Source organism: Zhongshania antarctica (assembly GCF_014202945.1).
In the GTDB taxonomy this organism is placed as follows: Bacteria; Pseudomonadota; Gammaproteobacteria; order Pseudomonadales; family Spongiibacteraceae; genus Spongiibacter; species Spongiibacter antarcticus.
This window is the reverse complement of record NZ_JACHHW010000009.1, coordinates 78,731-97,756: the sequence shown is the minus strand read 5'-3', so window position 1 is coordinate 97,756 and position 19,026 is coordinate 78,731. Positions and strand designations below refer to the sequence as shown.

Genomic DNA, 19,026 nt, shown 5'->3' with positions numbered 1-19,026 from the left:
CCGTACTAACGATGCCGTCGCCGGTCGCGACGGGGTCAAGAAATGATGCTGGGGAGTACTGATGGCTTACTCGTACACTGAGAAAAAACGTATCCGTAAGGATTTTGGCAAGATGCCGCACGTCATGGACGTGCCCTATCTCCTTGCGATTCAGCTGGATTCTTACAAGAAGTTCACCCAGCAGGGTGTCCCTGCCGGTGAGCGCGGCGAGTATGGTTTACACGCCGCATTTAAATCAATATTCCCGATAGTGAGTTACTCCGGCAATGCTGCGTTGGAGTATGTCGATTACGTACTTGGCGTGCCGGCCTTCGATGTGAATGAGTGCCAGCTGCGCGGTGTGACTTATTCTGTGCCGCTGCGAGTCAAAGTTCGTTTGATCATCTATGATCGCGAATCGGCCAACAAAAGCATCAAAGATATTAAAGAACAAGAAGTCTACATGGGCGAAATCCCACTGATGACGGAAAACGGTACCTTCGTTATTAATGGTACTGAGCGAGTTATTGTTTCCCAGTTACACCGTTCACCGGGTGTGTTCTTCGATCACGATCGAGGCAAAACTCACTCATCGGGCAAGCTGCTGTACTCTGCGCGGATCATTCCCTACCGTGGTTCTTGGTTGGATTTCGAATTCGACCCGAAAGACATGGTGTTTGTGCGTATCGATCGCCGTCGTAAATTGCCGGCCACGATTTTGCTGCGTTCATTGGGTATGACGGCAGAAGAGATTCTTGAGCTCTTCTACGACGTTAACACCTTTAAGGTTGCCAAAAAAGGCGGCTTTACTATCGAATTGATCGCTGAGCGCCTGCGCGGTGAAGTTGCGACCTTTGATATTGCTGCTAAGAACGGTGAGGTCATCGTTGAGACCGGCCGCCGTATTACTGCGCGCCATATCCGCCAGATTGAAAAGTCAGGCCTGAAAGAGTTAGAAGTACCGGTTGAATACTTGGTTGGCCGCGCGCTGGCTAAAGACATTGTCGACAAAAAGACCGGCGAAGTGCTCTTTACTTGTAATACCTTGATTACCGCCGAAATCCTTACTGCGCTTGAAGAAGCTGATGTTAAGGAAATCGACACGTTGTATACCAACGAATTGGATTGTGGTCCTTACGTAAGTGATACCTTGCGCGCTGACCCGACCAATACCCAGTTGGAGGCATTGGTCGAAATCTATCGCATGATGCGTCCTGGTGAACCGCCAACTAAAGAGTCGGCTGAGAATTTGTTCCAGAACTTATTCTTCTCGCCAGAGCGTTATGACTTGTCTACCGTTGGTCGGATGAAGTTCAACCGTCGCGTAGGCCGTGAAGAAATTTTGGGCTCCGGCACCTTGGACCAAAGCGACATCATCGCTGTTATGAAAATGCTGGTTGGCATTCGTAACGGTAAGGGCATCGTCGACGATATCGATCACCTCGGTAACCGTCGTATTCGCTCCGTGGGTGAAATGGCTGAAAACCAATTCCGTGTTGGTCTGGTACGGGTAGAGCGCGCGGTTAAAGAGCGTCTGTCTATGGCCGAAAGTGAAGGTCTGATGCCTCAGGACCTGATCAATGCCAAGCCGGTTGCAGCTGCAGTTAAAGAGTTCTTTGGCTCGTCACAGCTGTCTCAGTTTATGGACCAAAACAACCCGCTGTCAGAAATCACCCACAAGCGCCGTGTTTCTGCGCTTGGACCCGGTGGTCTGACCCGCGAGCGCGCTGGCTTCGAAGTCCGCGACGTTCACCCGACACACTACGGTCGGGTATGTCCTATAGAAACGCCAGAAGGACCAAACATTGGTCTGATTAACTCATTGGCGACCTATGCGCGTACCAATGAGTACGGTTTTCTTGAAAGCCCTTACCGTAAGGTGAAAGACGGTAAGGTAAGCGACGATATCGAATATCTGTCGGCGATCAACGAAGCTGAAGAAGTTATCGCTCAGGCCTCTGCGGTCATGAACGAAAAAGGCGAGCTGACCGACGAAATGGTTGCCGTTCGTCACATGAACGAATTTACGGTAATGCCGCCTGAAAAAGTAACCTACATGGACGTTTCGCCCAAGCAGGTTGTTTCGGTTGCTGCGTCATTGATTCCGTTCCTAGAGCACGATGATGCTAACCGCGCCTTGATGGGTTCGAACATGCAGCGTCAGGCTGTACCTACCTTGAAGGCCGATAAGCCTTTAGTCGGTACTGGTTTTGAACGCTATGTGGCGTCTGACTCCGGTGTGTGTGTGGTTGCTCGCCGCGGCGGTGTAATTGATAGTGTTGACTCTTCGCGTATTGTTGTTCGTGTAAATAATGAAGAAGTTCAGCCTGGTCAGCCACCGGTAGACATTTATAACCTGACTAAATACACCCGTTCGAACCAGAACACCTGTATTAATCAGCGCCCCATAGTGAGCGAAGGTCACGACGTCGTTCGCGGCGATATTTTGGCTGATGGCCCGTCTGTTGATATGGGTGAGCTGGCACTTGGCCAGAACATGCGTATTGCCTTCATGCCTTGGAATGGTTACAACTTCGAGGATTCGATCCTTGTTTCTGAGCGAGTAGTGAAAGAAGATCGCTTCACTACCATTCATATTCAAGAGTTGACCTGTATTGCCCGCGACACCAAATTGGGTTCAGAGGAAATCTCTGCCGATATTCCCAATGTTGGCGAAGGCGCGCTGGCGAGTCTCGACGAGTCCGGTATCGTGTATATCGGTGCTGAAGTCGGTCCCGGCGATATTCTGGTTGGCAAGGTCACGCCTAAAGGCGAAACCCAGTTAACCCCAGAAGAAAAATTGCTACGCGCAATCTTCGGTGAGAAAGCCTCTGACGTTAAAGATACTTCCCTGCGTGTGCCTACTAGCACCAAGGGTACTGTTATCGACGTTCAGGTTTTCACCCGCGATGGTCTTGAAAAAGACAAGCGCGCGCTGGAAATTGAAAAAATGCAGCTCGACCAGTTCCGTAAGGATCTGAACGAAGAGTATCGCATTGTAGAAGAAGCTACCTTTGCGCGTTTGTCTACGGCCTTGGATGGTCAGGCGATCCTAAGTGGTCCCGGCATGAAGAAGGGCGATGTCCTGACTGCTGCTGGCTTGGCTGAGGTTAAGACTGACGATTGGTTCAAGCTGCGTCTTTCAGACGAGACCTTGAATGCCGCACTGGAAGACGCCGACAAGCAGTTGGTTGCGCATCGCAAAACCTTGGAAGAGCGTTTTGAAGATAAGCGCCGCAAACTGACGACTGGCGACGATTTGGCGCCGGGCGTACTGAAGATAGTTAAGGTTTACTTGGCCATCAAGCGTCGCATTCAGCCAGGTGACAAAATGGCTGGTCGTCACGGTAACAAGGGTGTTATCTCGGTCATTATGCCTGTTGAAGACATGCCTTTTGACGAAAACGGCGAGCCGGTTGATATCGTCTTGAACCCGCTGGGTGTCCCGTCGCGGATGAACGTTGGTCAGGTTCTTGAGACTCACCTTGGTCTCGCTGCGAAGGGCTTGGGTAGCAAGATTGACACAATGATTCGCGAGCAGCGTCAAATTGCCGATGTTCGTAAGTTCCTTGGCGAAATCTACAACGATGGCGCAGGCCGTCACGAAGATCTCGATAGCTTCAGCGATGAAGCCATTATGGACCTTGCCAAGAACCTCCGTGGCGGCGTGCCAATGGCAACTCAGGTATTCGACGGTGCTAACGAGGCAGAAATTAAAAGTCTGCTACGCTTAGCAGGCCTGCCAGACAGCGGTCAGTTGAAACTGTGTGACGGTCGTACCGGTCTGGAGTTCGATCGCCCGGTCACTGTCGGCTATATGTACATGCTCAAGTTGAACCACTTGGTTGATGACAAGATGCATGCGCGTTCTACCGGTTCGTACAGCTTGGTTACCCAGCAGCCATTGGGTGGTAAAGCTCAGTTCGGTGGTCAGCGCTTCGGGGAGATGGAAGTGTGGGCACTAGAAGCTTACGGTGCCGCCTATACCCTGCAGGAAATGCTAACGGTGAAGTCGGACGACGTGAACGGTCGTACCAAGATGTACAAAAATATTGTTGATGGTGATCAGAGCATGGAGCCGGGTATGCCCGAGTCTTTCAATGTATTGGTCAAAGAGATCCGCTCACTCGGTATTAATATCGAGCTGGACACGGAATAAGTATCAACAACGAGATGGCAAGGGGTGCCGCTACAGTTTTGTAGCGGGCACCTGTTGAATACCCTTGCGGAGGAACGGCCTTGAAAGATTTATTAAGTCTATTAAAACAGGGACAACCGAACGATGAGTTTGACTCTATTCGTATCGGTTTGGCGTCACCGGAGCTAATTCGTTCTTGGTCTTTTGGCGAAGTGAAAAAGCCAGAAACCATTAACTACCGTACTTTCAAGCCTGAGCGTGACGGTTTGTTTTGTGCCAAAATTTTTGGACCCGTAAAAGACTACGAATGTCTGTGCGGTAAATACAAGCGCCTGAAGCATCGCGGCGTAATCTGTGAGAAGTGTGGCGTTGAAGTTGCACTGGCTAAAGTGCGTCGCGAGCGCATGGGCCACATTGAGCTGGCTAGCCCAGTTGCTCACATTTGGTTTTTGAAGTCACTGCCAAGCCGGATCGGTTTGCTGTTGGACATGACCCTGCGTGATATCGAACGTATTTTGTACTTCGAGTCGTACGTAGTGACTGACCCAGGCATGACTACCCTAGAGAAAGGCCAGTTGCTAAGCGACGAGCAATTCTTTGAGGCAATGGAAGAATTTGGTGACGACTTCGTGGCCAAAATGGGCGCCGAAGCCATCATGCACCTGCTGATGGAACTTGACCTACCGGTTGAGATTGAGCGTCTGCGCGAGGAAATTCCCGCGACCAACTCTGAAACCAAGATTAAAAAGCTGTCCAAGCGCCTGAAGCTGATTGAAGCCTTGGCCGAGTCTGGCAACAAGCCAGAGTGGATGGTAATGAAAGTTCTGCCAGTTCTGCCACCGGATTTGCGTCCTTTGGTACCGCTGGATGGTGGCCGTTTTGCGACCTCGGATCTTAACGATTTGTATCGCCGGGTGATCAACCGTAACAACCGTTTAAAGCGTCTGCTTGATCTGAATGCACCTGACATCATTGTGCGTAACGAAAAGCGTATGCTGCAAGAATCAGTTGATGCGCTGCTGGATAACGGTCGTCGCGGTCGTGCCATCACTGGCTCGAACAAGCGTCCGTTGAAATCTTTGGCAGACATGATCAAAGGTAAGCAGGGTCGTTTCCGTCAAAACCTCTTGGGTAAGCGAGTCGACTACTCTGGTCGTTCGGTTATCGTGGTTGGACCTACCTTGCGTCTGCATCAGTGCGGTCTGCCTAAGAAAATGGCACTCGAATTGTTTAAGCCATTTATCTTCGGCAAGCTCGAAGCACGTGGTTTAGCAACTACCATTAAAGCCGCTAAGAAAATGGTTGAGCGTGAGCCGCCAGAAGTATGGGATATTCTCGCTGACGTTATTCGCGAACATCCAGTGCTGCTCAACCGCGCACCAACCCTTCACCGCTTGGGTATTCAGGCGTTTGAGCCGGTACTGATCGAAGGTAAGGCAATTCAGTTGCACCCCTTGGTGTGTGCGGCCTATAACGCTGACTTTGACGGTGACCAAATGGCGGTACACGTACCGCTGACAATAGAAGCGCAGCTGGAATCTCGCGCGCTAATGATGTCGACCAACAACATTCTGTCGCCCGCTAACGGCGAACCGATCATCGTACCTTCTCAGGACGTTGTATTGGGTCTGTACTGGATGACTCGCGACCGTGTAAACGGCGCTGGTGAAGGCACTGTGTTCGCTAACCCAGAAGAAGTGCATCGCGCTTATGTTACCGGTTTGGCGCATTTGCAGGCGCGTATTAAGTGCCGCCTGACTGAGGTGAGTTTTGGTGAGAACGGCGAGCGTACGGAAACACGCTCCATCGTTGACACCACCATCGGCCGTGTTCTGTTGTGGCGGATCGTGCCTGAAGGTCTGCCCTTCGACATGGTTAACCACGCCATGACCAAGAAGGCGATCTCTCGTATTCTTAACGAGTGCTACCGTCGCGTTGGCCTGAAAGCCACGGTAATCCTCGGCGACCAGCTGATGTACACCGGTTTTGAATACTCTACTCGCTCCGGTTCATCGATTGGTGTTAACGATTTTGAAATCCCAGAAGCTAAGGCGCGTATTGTTGCGGCCGCTGATGCTGAAGTGGTTGAGATCGAGAAGCAGTACGCTTCCGGTCTGGTAACCCAGGGTGAGAAATACAACAAAGTTATCGATATTTGGTCCCGTGCGAACGACATGGTTTCCAAGGCGATGATGGAAGGTCTGTCTAAAGAGCCCGTTATAAACCGCAAGGGTGAGGAAGAGATGCAAGACTCTTTCAACTCGGTTTATATCTACGCTGACTCGGGTGCTCGTGGTTCGCCAGCCCAGATTCGTCAGTTGGCTGGTATGCGTGGTCTGATGGCTAAGCCGGACGGCTCGATCATCGAGACGCCGATCACCGCAAACTTCCGTGAAGGTTTGAGCGTACTTCAGTACTTCATCTCGACTCACGGTGCGCGTAAAGGTTTGGCGGATACGGCATTGAAGACGGCTAACTCCGGTTACCTTACTCGCCGTCTGGTTGACGTTGCTCAGGATTTGGTTATTACCGAAGACGATTGCGGCGCGACCGAAGGTCTGACCATGACCCCAGTTATCGAAGGTGGTGACATCATCGAAACCTTGGGTGACCGCGTACTGGGTCGTCTGGTTGTTCGCGATGTATTTATTCCTGGCACCGACGAAATTGCTGTCGAAGCGGGCGTGATGCTCGACGAGAAAGGCGTTATCGCGCTGGAAGAGATGGGTATCGACGAGATCGATGTGCGCTCGCCAATTACCTGCGAAACTCGTCACGGCGTTTGTTCTGCTTGTTACGGTCGCGATCTGGCGCGAGGCCACTTGGTTAACCGTGGTGAGGCTGTTGGTGTTATAGCTGCTCAGTCTATCGGTGAGCCGGGTACTCAGCTGACCATGCGTACCTTCCACATCGGTGGTGCGGCATCGCGGGCAACTGCAGTCGACAATATTCAGGTTAAACAAGACGGTAAGGCTCGCCTGCACAATCTGAAGTACGTTGAGCGTGAAGACGGCTTCCTAGTGGCGGTAAGCCGTTCTGGTGAGCTGGCTATTACCGACAAGAGCGGTCGTGAGCGCGAGCGTTATAAGCTTCCTTACGGCGCCTTGATTAAGGTTGCCGACCGCGCCGAAGTGGCAGCGGGCGATATCGTTGCTACTTGGGATCCGCACACTCACCCAATTATTACTGAAGTAGCGGGTATCGTTAAGATGTCCGGTATGGAAGAAGGTATTACCGTTAAGCGTCAAACTGATGAATTAACCGGTTTGACCAGTATTTCGGTTATGGACCAGGGCGAGCGTCCAGCAGCGGGTAAAGATATGCGCCCTGCCGTGACCTTGGTCGATCCCAATGGTGATGAACTGTGCTTGGCGGGTACCAACGTGCCGGCCCACTACTTCCTGACTGAAAATGCGATCGTGTCCCTGGAAAATGGCGCCACCGTGAAAGTCGGTGACGTTGTTGCTCGTATTCCACAGGAAAGCTCGAAAACACGTGACATTACTGGTGGTTTGCCACGAGTTGCTGACTTGTTTGAGGCGCGTAAGCCGAAAGAGCCCGCAATTTTGGCGGAGATCTCCGGTACTGTGAGCTTTGGTAAAGAAACCAAAGGTAAGCGCCGCTTGATTATCACGCCTGCCGACGGCAAGCCGCTGTCTGACGGTTCAGATTACTACGAAGTGCTTATTCCGAAATGGCGTACTTTGACCGTGTTCGAAGGTGAGCAGGTTGAGAAGGGTGAAATTGTATCGGAAGGCCCATTGAGCCCTCACGATATCCTGCGCCTGAAAGGCGTTGAAGAGTTGGCCAAGTATATCGTCAACGAAATTCAGGACGTTTACCGTCTGCAGGGTGTAAAGATCAACGATAAGCACATCGAAGTTATCGTTCGTCAGATGCTCCGCAAGGTCAATATTCTGACTTCTGGCGACTCAACCTTTATCAAGGGTGAGCAGGCTGAGTATGTGCGGGTAGTGGAGGAGAACGAAGTTCTTCACAACACCGACAAGATTTGTGCAAGCTATGAGCGTGAATTGTTGGGTATTACCAAGGCCTCGCTAGCAACAGAATCCTTTATTTCGGCGGCTTCCTTCCAGGAAACGACGCGGGTTCTGACCGAAGCGGCGGTTACCGGCAAGCGCGATCATCTGCGCGGCTTGAAAGAAAACGTGGTTGTAGGCCGCTTGATTCCTGCGGGAACGGGCTTGGCATATCACCGCGATCGCAAGATCAAGAAAGAAGAACTGAGTAAAACCGTATCAGCACAAGATGTTGAAGCGGCACTGTCAGAGGCGCTCAGCGATAACGGCTGAGTAAATTTGACTACTTGACGGGAGTGGAGTGCGTCTTTAGAATTCGCGCTCCACTTTTTTTATAAGCTGCCGGTGGTTTCGGCAGTTGGTCGGCCAGTGCATTGGTGCCCTGGTCTTTAGTTTTTGGAGTTAATTAATGGCAACGATCAACCAGTTGGTTCGTCAGCCGAGAAAGCGTAAAGCGGCTAAAAGTGATGTTCCTGCATTGCAGGCATGTCCACAGCGTCGCGGCGTATGTACTCGTGTTTACACCACTACCCCGAAAAAGCCTAACTCGGCACTGCGTAAAGTATGTCGTGTACGTTTGACTAACGGCTTTGAAGTTTCATCTTACATCGGTGGTGAAGGCCACAACCTGCAGGAACACAGTGTAGTGCTGATCCGCGGCGGCCGTGTAAAGGATTTGCCTGGTGTGCGTTACCACACTGTTCGCGGCAGCCTAGATACATCCGGTGTTAACAACCGTAAGCAAGCTCGTTCTAAGTACGGTACTAAGCGTCCTAAGTCGTAATTCGATTTAACGCTACTTAAACAGACCTTAAGTAAGGCCAAACCATCGTCTCATCGCTGTAAGGGCGGCCCGGTGTTTGGATTTACCTGAAGACAAAGGAAGATAGAGATATGCCAAGAAGACGCGTCGCCGCTAAGCGAGAAATACTGCCAGATCCAAAATTTGGCAACCTGACCCTGGCCAAGTTTATGAACCACGTAATGGTCAGTGGTAAAAAATCAGTTGCAGAGCGCATCGTATATGGAGCTTTGGACTTGGTTAAAGAGCGCCTGAATACTGATCCACTAGAGGCTTTCGACACTGCCCTAGAAAACATTGCACCTATGGTCGAGGTTAAGTCTCGCCGTGTTGGTGGTGCTACGTATCAGGTGCCTGTAGAGGTTCGTCCTAGCCGTCGTACTGCTTTGGCAATGCGTTGGTTGGTTGACTACTCTCGTGGCCGTGGCGAGAAATCTATGCGTCAGCGTTTGGCTGGTGAAATTATCGATGCATCGCAGGGCAAGGGCTCTGCAGTTAAGAAGCGTGAAGACGTGCATCGCATGGCTGAAGCTAACAAAGCGTTCTCCCATTATCGCTTCTAAGAAGTTACACCAGAGTTTAATTGGGGAAGCATAGTGGCACGTAAAACGCCTATCTCAAGATATCGTAATATTGGTATCTGTGCCCACGTTGATGCGGGCAAGACGACGACGACAGAGCGGGTGTTGTTCTATACCGGTATGTCGCACAAGATCGGCGAAGTTCACGATGGTGCTGCGACCATGGACTGGATGGCTCAGGAGCAGGAGCGTGGTATTACTATCACCTCCGCTGCGACCACCTGTTTTTGGTCTGGCATGCAGCAGCAGTTTGAACAGCACCGTATCAATATCATCGACACGCCGGGACACGTTGACTTTACCATTGAGGTTGAGCGGTCTTTGCGGGTGCTTGATGGTGCTGTGGTGGTTTTGTGTGGCTCGTCTGGGGTGCAACCTCAAACTGAAACTGTGTGGCGTCAAGCTAACAAGTATGAAGTGCCGCGTTTGGTCTTTGTGAACAAAATGGACCGAATGGGTGCTAATTTTCAGCGTGTAATTGAACAGCTCCGCACCCGCTTGGGTGCGGTCGCTGTGCCAATGCAGATGACGATCGGTAGCGAAGAAGAGTTTCGCGGGGTCGTTGATCTCATCAAAATGAAAGCCATTATCTGGAATGAAGCTGATCAGGGTATGACCTTCGAATACGAAGAGATTCCGGCTGAGATGTTGTCCGCGTGTGAAAAAATGCGCGAGTACATGATCGAGGCTGCCGCTGAAGCGACTGATGAGATGATGGAGAAGTACCTTGAAGGCGGTGAGCTGAGCGAGGAAGAGATCAAGGCGGGTATTCGCAAGCGTACTTTGGCTAATGAGATCATTCCGGTGTTTGGTGGTTCGGCTTTTAAAAATAAAGGTGTTCAGGCAATGCTTGATGCCGTTGTTGAGTATATGCCTTCGCCGACCGAAGTTAAGGCGATTGAAGGTACCCTCGACGACAAGAATGAAACGCTCGCTACCCGCGAAGCAGATGATGATGCGCCGTTTTCGGCGTTGGCGTTTAAGATTGCGACTGACCCCTTCGTGGGTACCCTGACTTTCTTCCGGGTGTATTCCGGCAAGCTGGAAAGTGGTACAGCGATTGTTAATTCAGTAAAGGGTAAGAAGGAGCGTGTCGGTCGTATGGTGCAAATGCACGCCAACGATAGGCAGGAAATTAAAGAGGTCTGGGCGGGTGATATTGCCGCTGCCATCGGCTTGAAGGACGTGACGACGGGTGACACTCTGTGTGATCCAAATAACGTCATTGTGCTTGAGCGTATGGAGTTTCCTGAGCCGGTAATATCGGTAGCAGTGGAGCCGCGGTCTCAGGCAGATCAAGAAAAAATGGGTATTGCCTTGGGTAAGTTGGCTCAGGAAGATCCGTCTTTCCGGGTCAAAACTGACGAAGAAACCGGTCAGTGTATTATCTCTGGTATGGGTGAATTGCACCTAGACATCCTTGTTGATCGTATGCGTCGCGAGTTTAGTGTTGAGGCCAATATCGGTAAGCCTCAGGTGGCCTACCGCGAGGCGATTCGCAATACCTGCGAGATTGAAGGTAAGTTTGTTCGTCAGTCTGGCGGTCGTGGTCAATTCGGGCATGTCTGGATTCGGTTTGAACCGGGCGAGGATTCAAATGCCGAAGGACTGGAGTTTGTCAGTGAGATTGTGGGTGGTGTGGTTCCGAAGGAATACATTCCGGCAATTGAAAAGGGTATTGCTGAGCAGATGCAGAATGGCGTGTTAGCCGGATATCCCTTGCTGGGACTTAAGGCGACAGCATTTGATGGCTCATACCACGACGTAGACTCTAACGAAATGGCGTTTAAGGTTGCCGCCTCTATGGCGACAAAGCGGCTCGCTCAAGAGGGCGGTGCGGTCTTGCTTGAACCCATTATGAAAGTAGAGATTGTTACCCCTGAGGCAAACATGGGTGACGTCGTTGGCGACCTAAACCGTCGTCGCGGCATAATCTTGGGCATGGATGAGTGTCTGTCTGGCAAGGTTATTAATGCCGAGGTTCCGCTGGCAGAGATGTTCGGTTATGCAACCGATTTGCGCAGTGCGACCCAAGGGCGTGCGACATTTACGATGGAATTCGAAAAGTATTTTGAAGCGCCGCGTAACGTTACCGAAGAAATCATGGCTAAAAACAGAGCTTAATTTTTAAAACCTTTATGCGAGGAATATATTGTGGCTAAGGAAAAGTTTGAACGTAATAAGCCCCACTTGAACGTGGGCACCATCGGTCACGTTGACCATGGTAAAACCACGCTGACTGCAGCACTGACCCGTGTATGTGCGGAAGTGTATGGCGGTAAGGCAGTGGCGTTTGATGGTATCGATAATGCACCTGAAGAGCGTGCACGTGGTATCACCATTGCGACCTCTCACGTCGAGTATGATTCATCTACTCGTCACTACGCGCACGTTGACTGCCCGGGTCACGCTGATTATGTAAAAAACATGATCACTGGTGCTGCGCAGATGGATGGCGCGATTCTGGTATGTGGCGCCACTGACGGCCCAATGCCGCAGACGCGCGAGCACATCCTGCTGTCACGTCAGGTTGGTGTACCTTACATCGTTGTATTCCTGAACAAAGCTGACCTGCTGGCTGAAGATTGCGGCGGTGTGGGCAGCGAAGAATACAATGAAATGCTGGAATTGGTTGAAATGGAGCTGCGTGAGCTGCTCGATATGTACGAATTCCCAGGTGACGATACCCCCATTATTGCGGGTTCTGCACTGATGGCACTGAATGGCCAGGACGATAACGAGCTGGGCACCACTGCTGTTAAGAAATTAATCGAAGCTTTGGATTCTTATATTCCACAGCCAGAGCGCGCAATTGACCTGCCGTTCCTGATGCCGATTGAAGACGTATTCTCAATCTCTGGTCGCGGTACAGTAGTAACTGGCCGTATTGAGCGTGGTATTCTGCGCACCGGTGATGAGATTGCGATCATTGGTATTCACGACACCACCAAGACCGTATGTACTGGTGTTGAAATGTTCCGCAAGCTGCTTGACGAAGGTCGCGCTGGTGAGAACGTAGGTGTGTTGCTGCGTGGTACTAAGCGCGACGACGTAGAGCGTGGCCAAGTACTGGCTAAGCCCGGTTCAATCACGCCTCACACTCGTTTCGAAGGTGAAGTATACGTACTGTCCAAAGAAGAGGGTGGCCGTCACACGCCGTTCTTTAAAGGCTACCGTCCTCAGTTCTACTTCCGTACCACGGACGTAACTGGTGCATGTGAGCTGCCGGAAGGTACTGAAATGGTTATGCCTGGCGACAACGTGAAAATGGACGTAACTTTGATTGCGCCAATCGCGATGGAAGAAGGTCTGCGTTTTGCAATTCGCGAAGGTGGCCGTACTGTTGGCGCCGGCGTTGTTGCTAAAATCGTAGAATAAACATTACCGCTACGGCGGTATTTGTTTTGGAGAGGGAGGTTTTGCCTCCCTTTCTTAGTTGTTCACCGGTAATTTTGCCGGCTTTGTAATTTAGTTGTGGTTTGCGTAGAGAAATGATTGGATATTGTGTTGACAATGTCTGGGTATATCTTTAACATTCCGCTTCCTTTTTTCGGGTTACCTCGGCGACAAATGGCGAGGGTCCGGATTTATTCGGGATGGGAGTTTGATCAGGTGCAGAACCAACGGATAAGAATTCGTTTAAAAGCTTTTGATCACCGCCTCATTGATGCGTCTACGCAAGAGATTGTGGACACTGCAAAACGTACTGGTGCTCAGGTTAGAGGTCCAATTCCTCTGCCAACGCGCAAAGAGCGTTTTACAATCCTGGTCTCTCCACATGTAAACAAGGATGCGCGTGATCAGTATGAGATCCGCACCCATAAGCGCATGTTGGACATCGTAGAGCCTACAGAAAAAACTGTAGACGCGCTGATGAAGTTAGATTTGGCGGCTGGTGTAGAAGTTCAAATTAGCCTCGGCTAAAAACAAGTAAACACTGAATATTTTTTTCAGACCCGCTCGGGGGCTGGCCCTGGGTTGTGTAACGCGTGTTAAAGCGCGGCCATAGAGGGTGTTAGCCCCGTACACTGAGAGGTTGGAGCAATGACTATAGGTTTGGTCGGTCGTAAAAGCGGCATGACGCGCGTTTTTACAGAAGACGGTATTTCTATTCCGGTAACCGTGATTGAGGTTGATCCTAATCGCGTTACTCGTGTCAAGGCAGATGATGTCGATGGCTATCGGGCAATCCAGATTACTACTGGCGCTCGCAAAGCATCGCGTATCCCGAAAGCAGAAGCAGGTCACTTTGCAAAAGCCGGAGTTGAGGCTGGTCGTGGTTTGTGGGAGTTTCGTTTGGAGCAGGGCGAAGAAGCCCCTGAAGTTGGTGTTGAGCTAACTGTTGCTGCATTCGAGGCGGGCCAAAAGGTTGATGTCACTGGTCAGTCTAAAGGTAAAGGTTTTCAGGGCGGTATTAAGCGCTGGAACTTTGCTATGCAAGACGCAACTCATGGTAACTCTTTGTCTCACCGTTCTAACGGCTCAATTGGTCAGTGTCAAACGCCTGGTCGAGTTTTTAAGGGCAAGAAGATGTCGGGTCATATGGGTGCTGAGCGCGTAACGGTTCAGACTCTTGAGGTTGTTCGTGTGGACGCTGAGCGCAACTTGATTTTGGTCAAGGGTGCGGTTCCAGGTGCTCCAGGTGGTGATGTATTCGTACGTCCTGCTGTAAAAGCTAAAAAATCCTAGGGGGCGATGCAATGGAATTAAGTATTGCGAAACCCGGTAACGGGGCAGCGGGGACAGTTCAGGTATCTGATGTCACCTTTGCACGCGAGTTTAACGAAGATCTGGTGCACCAAGTAGTAGTGGCTTATATGGCCGGTGCGCGTCAGGGTACTCGTGCTCAAAAGACACGTTCTGATGTCCGTGGTGGTGGTAAGAAGCCTTGGCGTCAAAAAGGTACTGGCCGCGCACGTGCCGGTACGATCCGTTCGCCAATTTGGCGTGGGGGCGGCGTGACATTTGCTGCGCGTCCACAGGATCATACTCAAAAAGTAAACCGTAAAATGTATCGTGCCGCGCTTTGCACGATTCTGTCTGAGTTGGCTCGTCAAGAGCGCTTGGTCGTGGTTGAAGAATTTGCACTAGAGTCACCGAAAACGAAGTTGCTGGTTAAGTCGCTTGGTGAGTACGGTCTTGAAGGTGCCTTGGTTGTGACAGAAGAAGTGAATGGCAATTTGTATCTTGCTGCGCGCAATCTGCACAATGTTGATGTTCGCGATGTAAGTGGTGTTGACCCAGTAAGCCTGATTGGCTACGACAAAGTGGTTATCACTGTTGCTGCATTGAAAAAGTTTGAGGAGCTGTTGGGATGAATAAAGAGCGCATCTATAAGGTACTGCTCGGCCCGCACGTTTCTGAAAAAAGTGCAGCGAGCACAGAGCTTAGTAATCAGGTAGTTTTTCGGGTGCTGCCGAACGCTAACAAGCTGGAAATTAAGAAAGCGGTAGAAATGCTTTTTAAAGTCAGTGTGTTGGATGTTCGTACAGTGAACGTAAAAGGTAAGGTTAAACGCAATCGTTTTGGTTTGAGTAAGAAGTCAAGCTGGAAGAAAGCGTATGTAAGCCTTGCGCAGGGTCAAGATATTGACTTTGCGGTCGCTGAATAAGTCTGGAGTTTAGTCAAATGGCAATTGTAAAAAGTAAACCGACTTCTCCCGGCCGTCGCTTTGTTGTTCGGGTTGTAAACCCCGATCTACACAAAGGTGCACCGCACAAGCCACTGCTTGAGAGTCAATCGCGCAATGGCGGTCGTAACAATAACGGTCGTATCACCACTCGTCACGTTGGTGGTGGTCATAAGCAGCATTACCGTTTGGTAGATTTTAAGCGTAATAAAGACGGTATTCCTGCACGCGTCGAGCGTTTAGAGTATGATCCTAACCGCACCGCGTTCATTGCCTTGGTAATGTACGCTGACGGTGAGCGTCGTTACATTATTGCGCCAAAAGGTGTTTCGGCCGGGGATCAAATTATCTCTGGTGAAGCGTCGCCAATTAAGGCTGGTAATACTCTGCCTATTCGCAACATCCCGCTGGGAAGCACAGTTCACTGTGTTGAAATGAAGCCTGGTAAAGGTGCGCAGATAGCGCGCAGTGCCGGTACTTCTGCTCAGTTGGTTGCTCGTGAAGGTCAGTACGCGACGATTCGTCTGCGTAGCGGTGAAACGCGCAAGATATTATCAGAGTGCAAAGCAACATTGGGTGAAGTATCCAACAGCGAGCACAGCTTGCGTAAGTTGGGTAAAGCCGGTGCCTCGCGTTGGCGTGGTGTTCGTCCTACCGTTCGCGGTGTGGCGATGAACCCGGTAGATCACCCACATGGTGGTGGTGAAGGTCGTACTTCTGGTGGTCGTCACCCTGTATCTCCTTGGGGTATGCCGACCAAAGGGTATAAGACCCGTAAAAATAAGCGTACAGACAAACTAATTGTACGTCGTCGCGATAAATAATCGATCAGACGTCAATTAGAGTAAAGAGGATTAGCTTGTGCCACGTTCATTAAAGAAAGGTCCGTTTGTCGATCTTCATTTGTTGAAGAAGGTTGAAGTAGCGGTAGAAAAAAACGATCGTCGCCCCATTAAAACGTGGTCGCGTCGCTCCATGATTCTGCCTGAAATGGTGGCTCTGACAATCGCTGTTCACAACGGTCGTCAGCATGTTCCGGTTATTATTTCCGAAGACATGGTTGGTCACAAATTGGGTGAATTTGCCGCGACTAGGACCTATAAGGGTCACGTGGCCGATAAAAAGGCCAAGCGTTAAGCTTGGGCCGGGAGAGGCTTTTAAGATGGAAGTAGCAGCACGTTTAAAAGGCGCACGAATCTCTGCCCAAAAGGCGCGTTTGGTTGCTGACCAAATTCGCGGCAAGGGTGTAGAAGAGTCGCTAGATCTGCTGACGTTCAGCTCCAAGAAAGCGGCGAGCATTATTAAGAAAGTGCTCAACTCCGCAATCGCCAATGCTGAGCACAATGAAGGCGCAGATGTTGACGAATTGAAAGTTTCGACAATCTTTGTTGATGAAGGTACGACGATGAAACGTCTTCGTCCTCGAGCAAAGGGTCGTGCGGACCGTATTCTGAAAAGATCTTGTCACATCACGATTAAAGTCGCAGACGGCGAAGGCTAGGTAGGAGAGACCACATGGGTCAGAAAGTACACCCGACCGGCATCCGGCTGGGAATCGTAAAAGAACATAATTCCGTTTGGTACGCGAGTGGCAAAAACTACGCCGCGCACCTAGTAATGGATTTGGAAGTACGTGAGTTGCTTGAGAAAAAGCTCTCTCACGCTTCAGTAAGCCGTATTGTTATTGAGCGTCCGGCACAGACTGCACGCATCACGATTCACACAGCGCGCCCCGGTATCGTTATCGGTAAAAAGGGTGAGGATGTCGACAAGCTTCGTAAAGAGCTGTCAGTGAAGATGGGTGTGCCAGTTCATATCAACATCGAAGAGATCCGCAAGCCGGATATGGAAGCGAAGTTGGTAGCCATGAACGTCGCTCAGCAGCTTGAACGCCGTGTTATGTTCCGTCGCGCTATGAAGCGTGTGGTACAGAATGCAATGCGCCAAGGTGCAGAAGGCATTAAGGTACAAGTTAGTGGGCGTGTCGGTGGTGCAGAAATTGCTCGTACTGAGTGGTATCGCGAAGGCCGTGTGCCCTTGCACACACTCCGTGCTGATATTGACTACGCGACACACGAAGCAGCTACGACCTACGGCATCATTGGTGTCAAAGTCTGGATCTTTAAGGGAGAAATCCTGGGAACCAGAAAAGAAGCGGTCGAAGCTAAGGCTAAGAAAGGTTCAGAGTAAGGGTTACGCAAATGTTACAGCCGAAGCGCACAAAGTTTCGCAAGCAACACAAAGGACGCAACCGTGGTCTGGCAGAACGCGGTAGCCGGGTCAGCTTTGGCGAGTTTGGCCTTAAAGCAATCGGTCGCGGCCGTATTACAGCACGCCAGATTGAAGCGGCACGTCGAGCTATGACGCGTCACATCAAGCGTGGTGGTAAAATCTGGATACGTGTTTTCCCAGATAAGCCAATTACCGAAAAGCCTCTGGAAGTTCGTCAGGGTAAAGGTAAGGGTAATGTAGAATACTGGGTCGCACAGATTCAGCCGGGCAAGGTCTTGTACGAAGTGGAAGGCGTGTCTGAAGAATTAGCGCGTGAAGCATTCGCCTTGGCGTCAGCAAAGATTCCTGTGCCGACCGCATTTGTTAGACGGGTGGTGATGTGATGAATGCTTTAGAGTTACGCGATAAATCAGTTGAAGATCTTAATGCCCAACTGTTGCAGCTGCTTGAAGATCAGTTCAAGCTTCGCATGCAAAAGAGTACCGGCCAGTTAGCGCAAACGCATTTGCTGAAGAAAACTCGTCAGGAAATCGCACGCGTTAAAACTGTGCTCCAGGAAAAGGCAGGTAACTAAAAATGTCAGAAGTAGCAAAAAGTGCTCGTACAGCCACCGGTAAAGTGGTCAGTGACAAGATGGATAAAACCATCACGGTACTGATTGAGCGTCGGGTAAAGCACCCGATGTACGGTAAGTACATAACGCGCTCATCTAAAGTTCACGCTCATGATGAAAATAATGAGTGCAAAATTGGTGATGTAGTGACAGTTTGCGAAACGCGTCCAGTGTCCAAGTTAAAAACTTGGGCTTTGTTGAGCGTAGATGTAACGGCTACCCAGGTTTAATTTGGCCGGCGGCCTGTGTGCAATCGCTTGATGCACTGTTGACTGGTTTGGAGTAAGAAATGATTCAAACAGAAAGCTATTTGGAAGTTGCAGATAACAGTGGCGCACGTCGCGTTATGTGCATCAAGGTGCTTGGCGGCTCTCATCGTCGCTATGCACGAGTCGGTGATCTGATCAAAGTCACAGTCAAAGAGGCTATTCCTCGCGGCAAAGTGAAAAAAGGTCAGGTAATGACAGCTGTTGTAGTTCGTACTAAGAAAGGTGTTCGTCGTCCAGACGGCTCACTGATCAAGTTTGACGATAACGCTGCAGTGTTGCTAAACAATAACAACGCACCTATTGGTACCCGTATTTTTGGGCCAGTAACGCGTGAATTGCGTGGCGAGAAGTTCATGAAGATAATCTCTCTGGCACCGGAAGTATTGTAGTTCTAGGTGTAGAGAGAAGGCTGAGGTCAGGTTATGCGTAAGATTAAGCGTGAAGACGAAGTTATCGTCTTAACCGGGAAAGACAAAGGTAAGCGCGGTGTTGTCCAGAAAGTTTTGGCCGACAACAAGTTGCTGGTCTCCGGCATCAATATGATGAAGAAACACCAGCGTCCTAACCCGCAGTTGGGTGTGGCAGGTGGTATCGTTGAGAAAGAGGCGGCGATTCAAGTTTCTAATGTTGCTATTTATAACCCGTCTACCAAGCAGGCGGATCGCGTGGGCTTCAAGGTGGCCGAAGACGGCAGCAAGACCCGTATTTTTAAATCAAGCGGCGAAGCGATCAACGCGTAGGGG

The 19,026-nt window shown here is 50.5% G+C and carries 19 protein-coding genes; all 19 read left to right on the top strand.

Going from position 1 to position 19,026, the window contains the following annotated elements:
* Nucleotides 1-61 precede the first annotated feature (61 nt).
* The gene (gene rpoB / locus HNQ57_RS15345; protein WP_184464454.1) at nt 62-4,138 is read left to right on the top strand and encodes a DNA-directed RNA polymerase subunit beta; all 4,077 of its coding nucleotides are present in this window, start codon (nt 62-64) and stop codon (nt 4,136-4,138) included.
* Nucleotides 4,139-4,218: 80 nt separating this feature from the next.
* Complete coding sequence (gene rpoC / locus HNQ57_RS15340; protein ID WP_184464452.1) at nt 4,219-8,430, top strand: DNA-directed RNA polymerase subunit beta'; 4,212 nt, start codon at nt 4,219-4,221, stop codon at nt 8,428-8,430.
* 136 nt (nt 8,431-8,566) lie between these two features.
* Nucleotides 8,567-8,941 carry a 30S ribosomal protein S12 gene (gene rpsL / locus HNQ57_RS15335; protein ID WP_008248376.1) on the top strand — a complete coding sequence of 125 codons (375 nt, stop codon included), beginning with the start codon at nt 8,567-8,569 and terminating at the stop codon, nt 8,939-8,941.
* Nucleotides 8,942-9,051: 110 nt separating this feature from the next.
* Nucleotides 9,052-9,522: a 30S ribosomal protein S7 gene (gene rpsG, locus HNQ57_RS15330; RefSeq protein ID WP_008248375.1), complete on the top strand. Its 471-nt coding sequence runs from the start codon at nt 9,052-9,054 to the stop codon at nt 9,520-9,522.
* Nucleotides 9,523-9,555: 33 nt separating this feature from the next.
* Entirely contained in the window at nt 9,556-11,664 is a 2,109-nt protein-coding gene (gene fusA / locus HNQ57_RS15325) for an elongation factor G (RefSeq protein WP_184464450.1), read from the top strand.
* Between the two features lie 30 nt (nt 11,665-11,694).
* Nucleotides 11,695-12,918 carry an elongation factor Tu gene (gene tuf, locus HNQ57_RS15320; RefSeq protein WP_184464448.1) on the top strand — a complete coding sequence of 408 codons (1,224 nt, stop codon included), beginning with the start codon at nt 11,695-11,697 and terminating at the stop codon, nt 12,916-12,918.
* Between the two features lie 234 nt (nt 12,919-13,152).
* Nucleotides 13,153-13,464 carry a 30S ribosomal protein S10 gene (gene rpsJ, locus HNQ57_RS15315; protein ID WP_008248372.1) on the top strand — a complete coding sequence of 104 codons (312 nt, stop codon included), beginning with the start codon at nt 13,153-13,155 and terminating at the stop codon, nt 13,462-13,464.
* A gap of 120 nt (nt 13,465-13,584) precedes the next feature.
* Nucleotides 13,585-14,229 (top strand): 50S ribosomal protein L3, encoded by a 645-nt coding sequence (rplC, locus tag HNQ57_RS15310; RefSeq protein WP_184464446.1) that lies wholly within the window; start codon nt 13,585-13,587, stop codon nt 14,227-14,229.
* An 11-nt stretch (nt 14,230-14,240) separates the two neighbouring features.
* Nucleotides 14,241-14,858 carry a 50S ribosomal protein L4 gene (gene rplD, locus HNQ57_RS15305; RefSeq protein WP_008248357.1) on the top strand — a complete coding sequence of 206 codons (618 nt, stop codon included), beginning with the start codon at nt 14,241-14,243 and terminating at the stop codon, nt 14,856-14,858.
* Complete coding sequence (gene rplW / locus HNQ57_RS15300) at nt 14,855-15,151, top strand: 50S ribosomal protein L23 (protein WP_184464444.1); 297 nt, start codon at nt 14,855-14,857, stop codon at nt 15,149-15,151. Before rplD ends, rplW begins: the two co-directional genes overlap by 4 nt.
* A gap of 17 nt (nt 15,152-15,168) precedes the next feature.
* Nucleotides 15,169-15,993: a 50S ribosomal protein L2 gene (gene rplB, locus HNQ57_RS15295; RefSeq protein ID WP_008248355.1), complete on the top strand. Its 825-nt coding sequence runs from the start codon at nt 15,169-15,171 to the stop codon at nt 15,991-15,993.
* A 37-nt stretch (nt 15,994-16,030) separates the two neighbouring features.
* Nucleotides 16,031-16,306, top strand: coding sequence for a 30S ribosomal protein S19 (gene rpsS / locus HNQ57_RS15290; protein ID WP_008248348.1), 276 nt, complete (start codon nt 16,031-16,033; stop codon nt 16,304-16,306).
* Between the two features lie 25 nt (nt 16,307-16,331).
* The gene (gene rplV / locus HNQ57_RS15285) at nt 16,332-16,670 is read left to right on the top strand and encodes a 50S ribosomal protein L22 (RefSeq protein WP_008248347.1); all 339 of its coding nucleotides are present in this window, start codon (nt 16,332-16,334) and stop codon (nt 16,668-16,670) included.
* Nucleotides 16,671-16,684: 14 nt separating this feature from the next.
* The gene (rpsC, locus tag HNQ57_RS15280; RefSeq protein ID WP_008248346.1) at nt 16,685-17,359 is read left to right on the top strand and encodes a 30S ribosomal protein S3; all 675 of its coding nucleotides are present in this window, start codon (nt 16,685-16,687) and stop codon (nt 17,357-17,359) included.
* Between the two features lie 11 nt (nt 17,360-17,370).
* Entirely contained in the window at nt 17,371-17,784 is a 414-nt protein-coding gene (gene rplP, locus HNQ57_RS15275) for a 50S ribosomal protein L16 (protein ID WP_184464442.1), read from the top strand.
* A complete protein-coding gene (gene rpmC, locus HNQ57_RS15270; RefSeq protein ID WP_008248343.1) occupies nt 17,784-17,975 on the top strand; it encodes a 50S ribosomal protein L29 in 192 nt (63 codons plus the stop codon). Before rplP ends, rpmC begins: the two co-directional genes overlap by 1 nt.
* 2 nt (nt 17,976-17,977) lie before the next feature.
* A complete protein-coding gene (gene rpsQ / locus HNQ57_RS15265) occupies nt 17,978-18,244 on the top strand; it encodes a 30S ribosomal protein S17 (protein ID WP_008248341.1) in 267 nt (88 codons plus the stop codon).
* Nucleotides 18,245-18,303: 59 nt separating this feature from the next.
* Nucleotides 18,304-18,672: a 50S ribosomal protein L14 gene (rplN, locus tag HNQ57_RS15260; protein WP_008248339.1), complete on the top strand. Its 369-nt coding sequence runs from the start codon at nt 18,304-18,306 to the stop codon at nt 18,670-18,672.
* 33 nt (nt 18,673-18,705) lie between these two features.
* The gene (gene rplX, locus HNQ57_RS15255; protein WP_008248337.1) at nt 18,706-19,023 is read left to right on the top strand and encodes a 50S ribosomal protein L24; all 318 of its coding nucleotides are present in this window, start codon (nt 18,706-18,708) and stop codon (nt 19,021-19,023) included.
* Nucleotides 19,024-19,026: the final 3 nt, after the last annotated feature.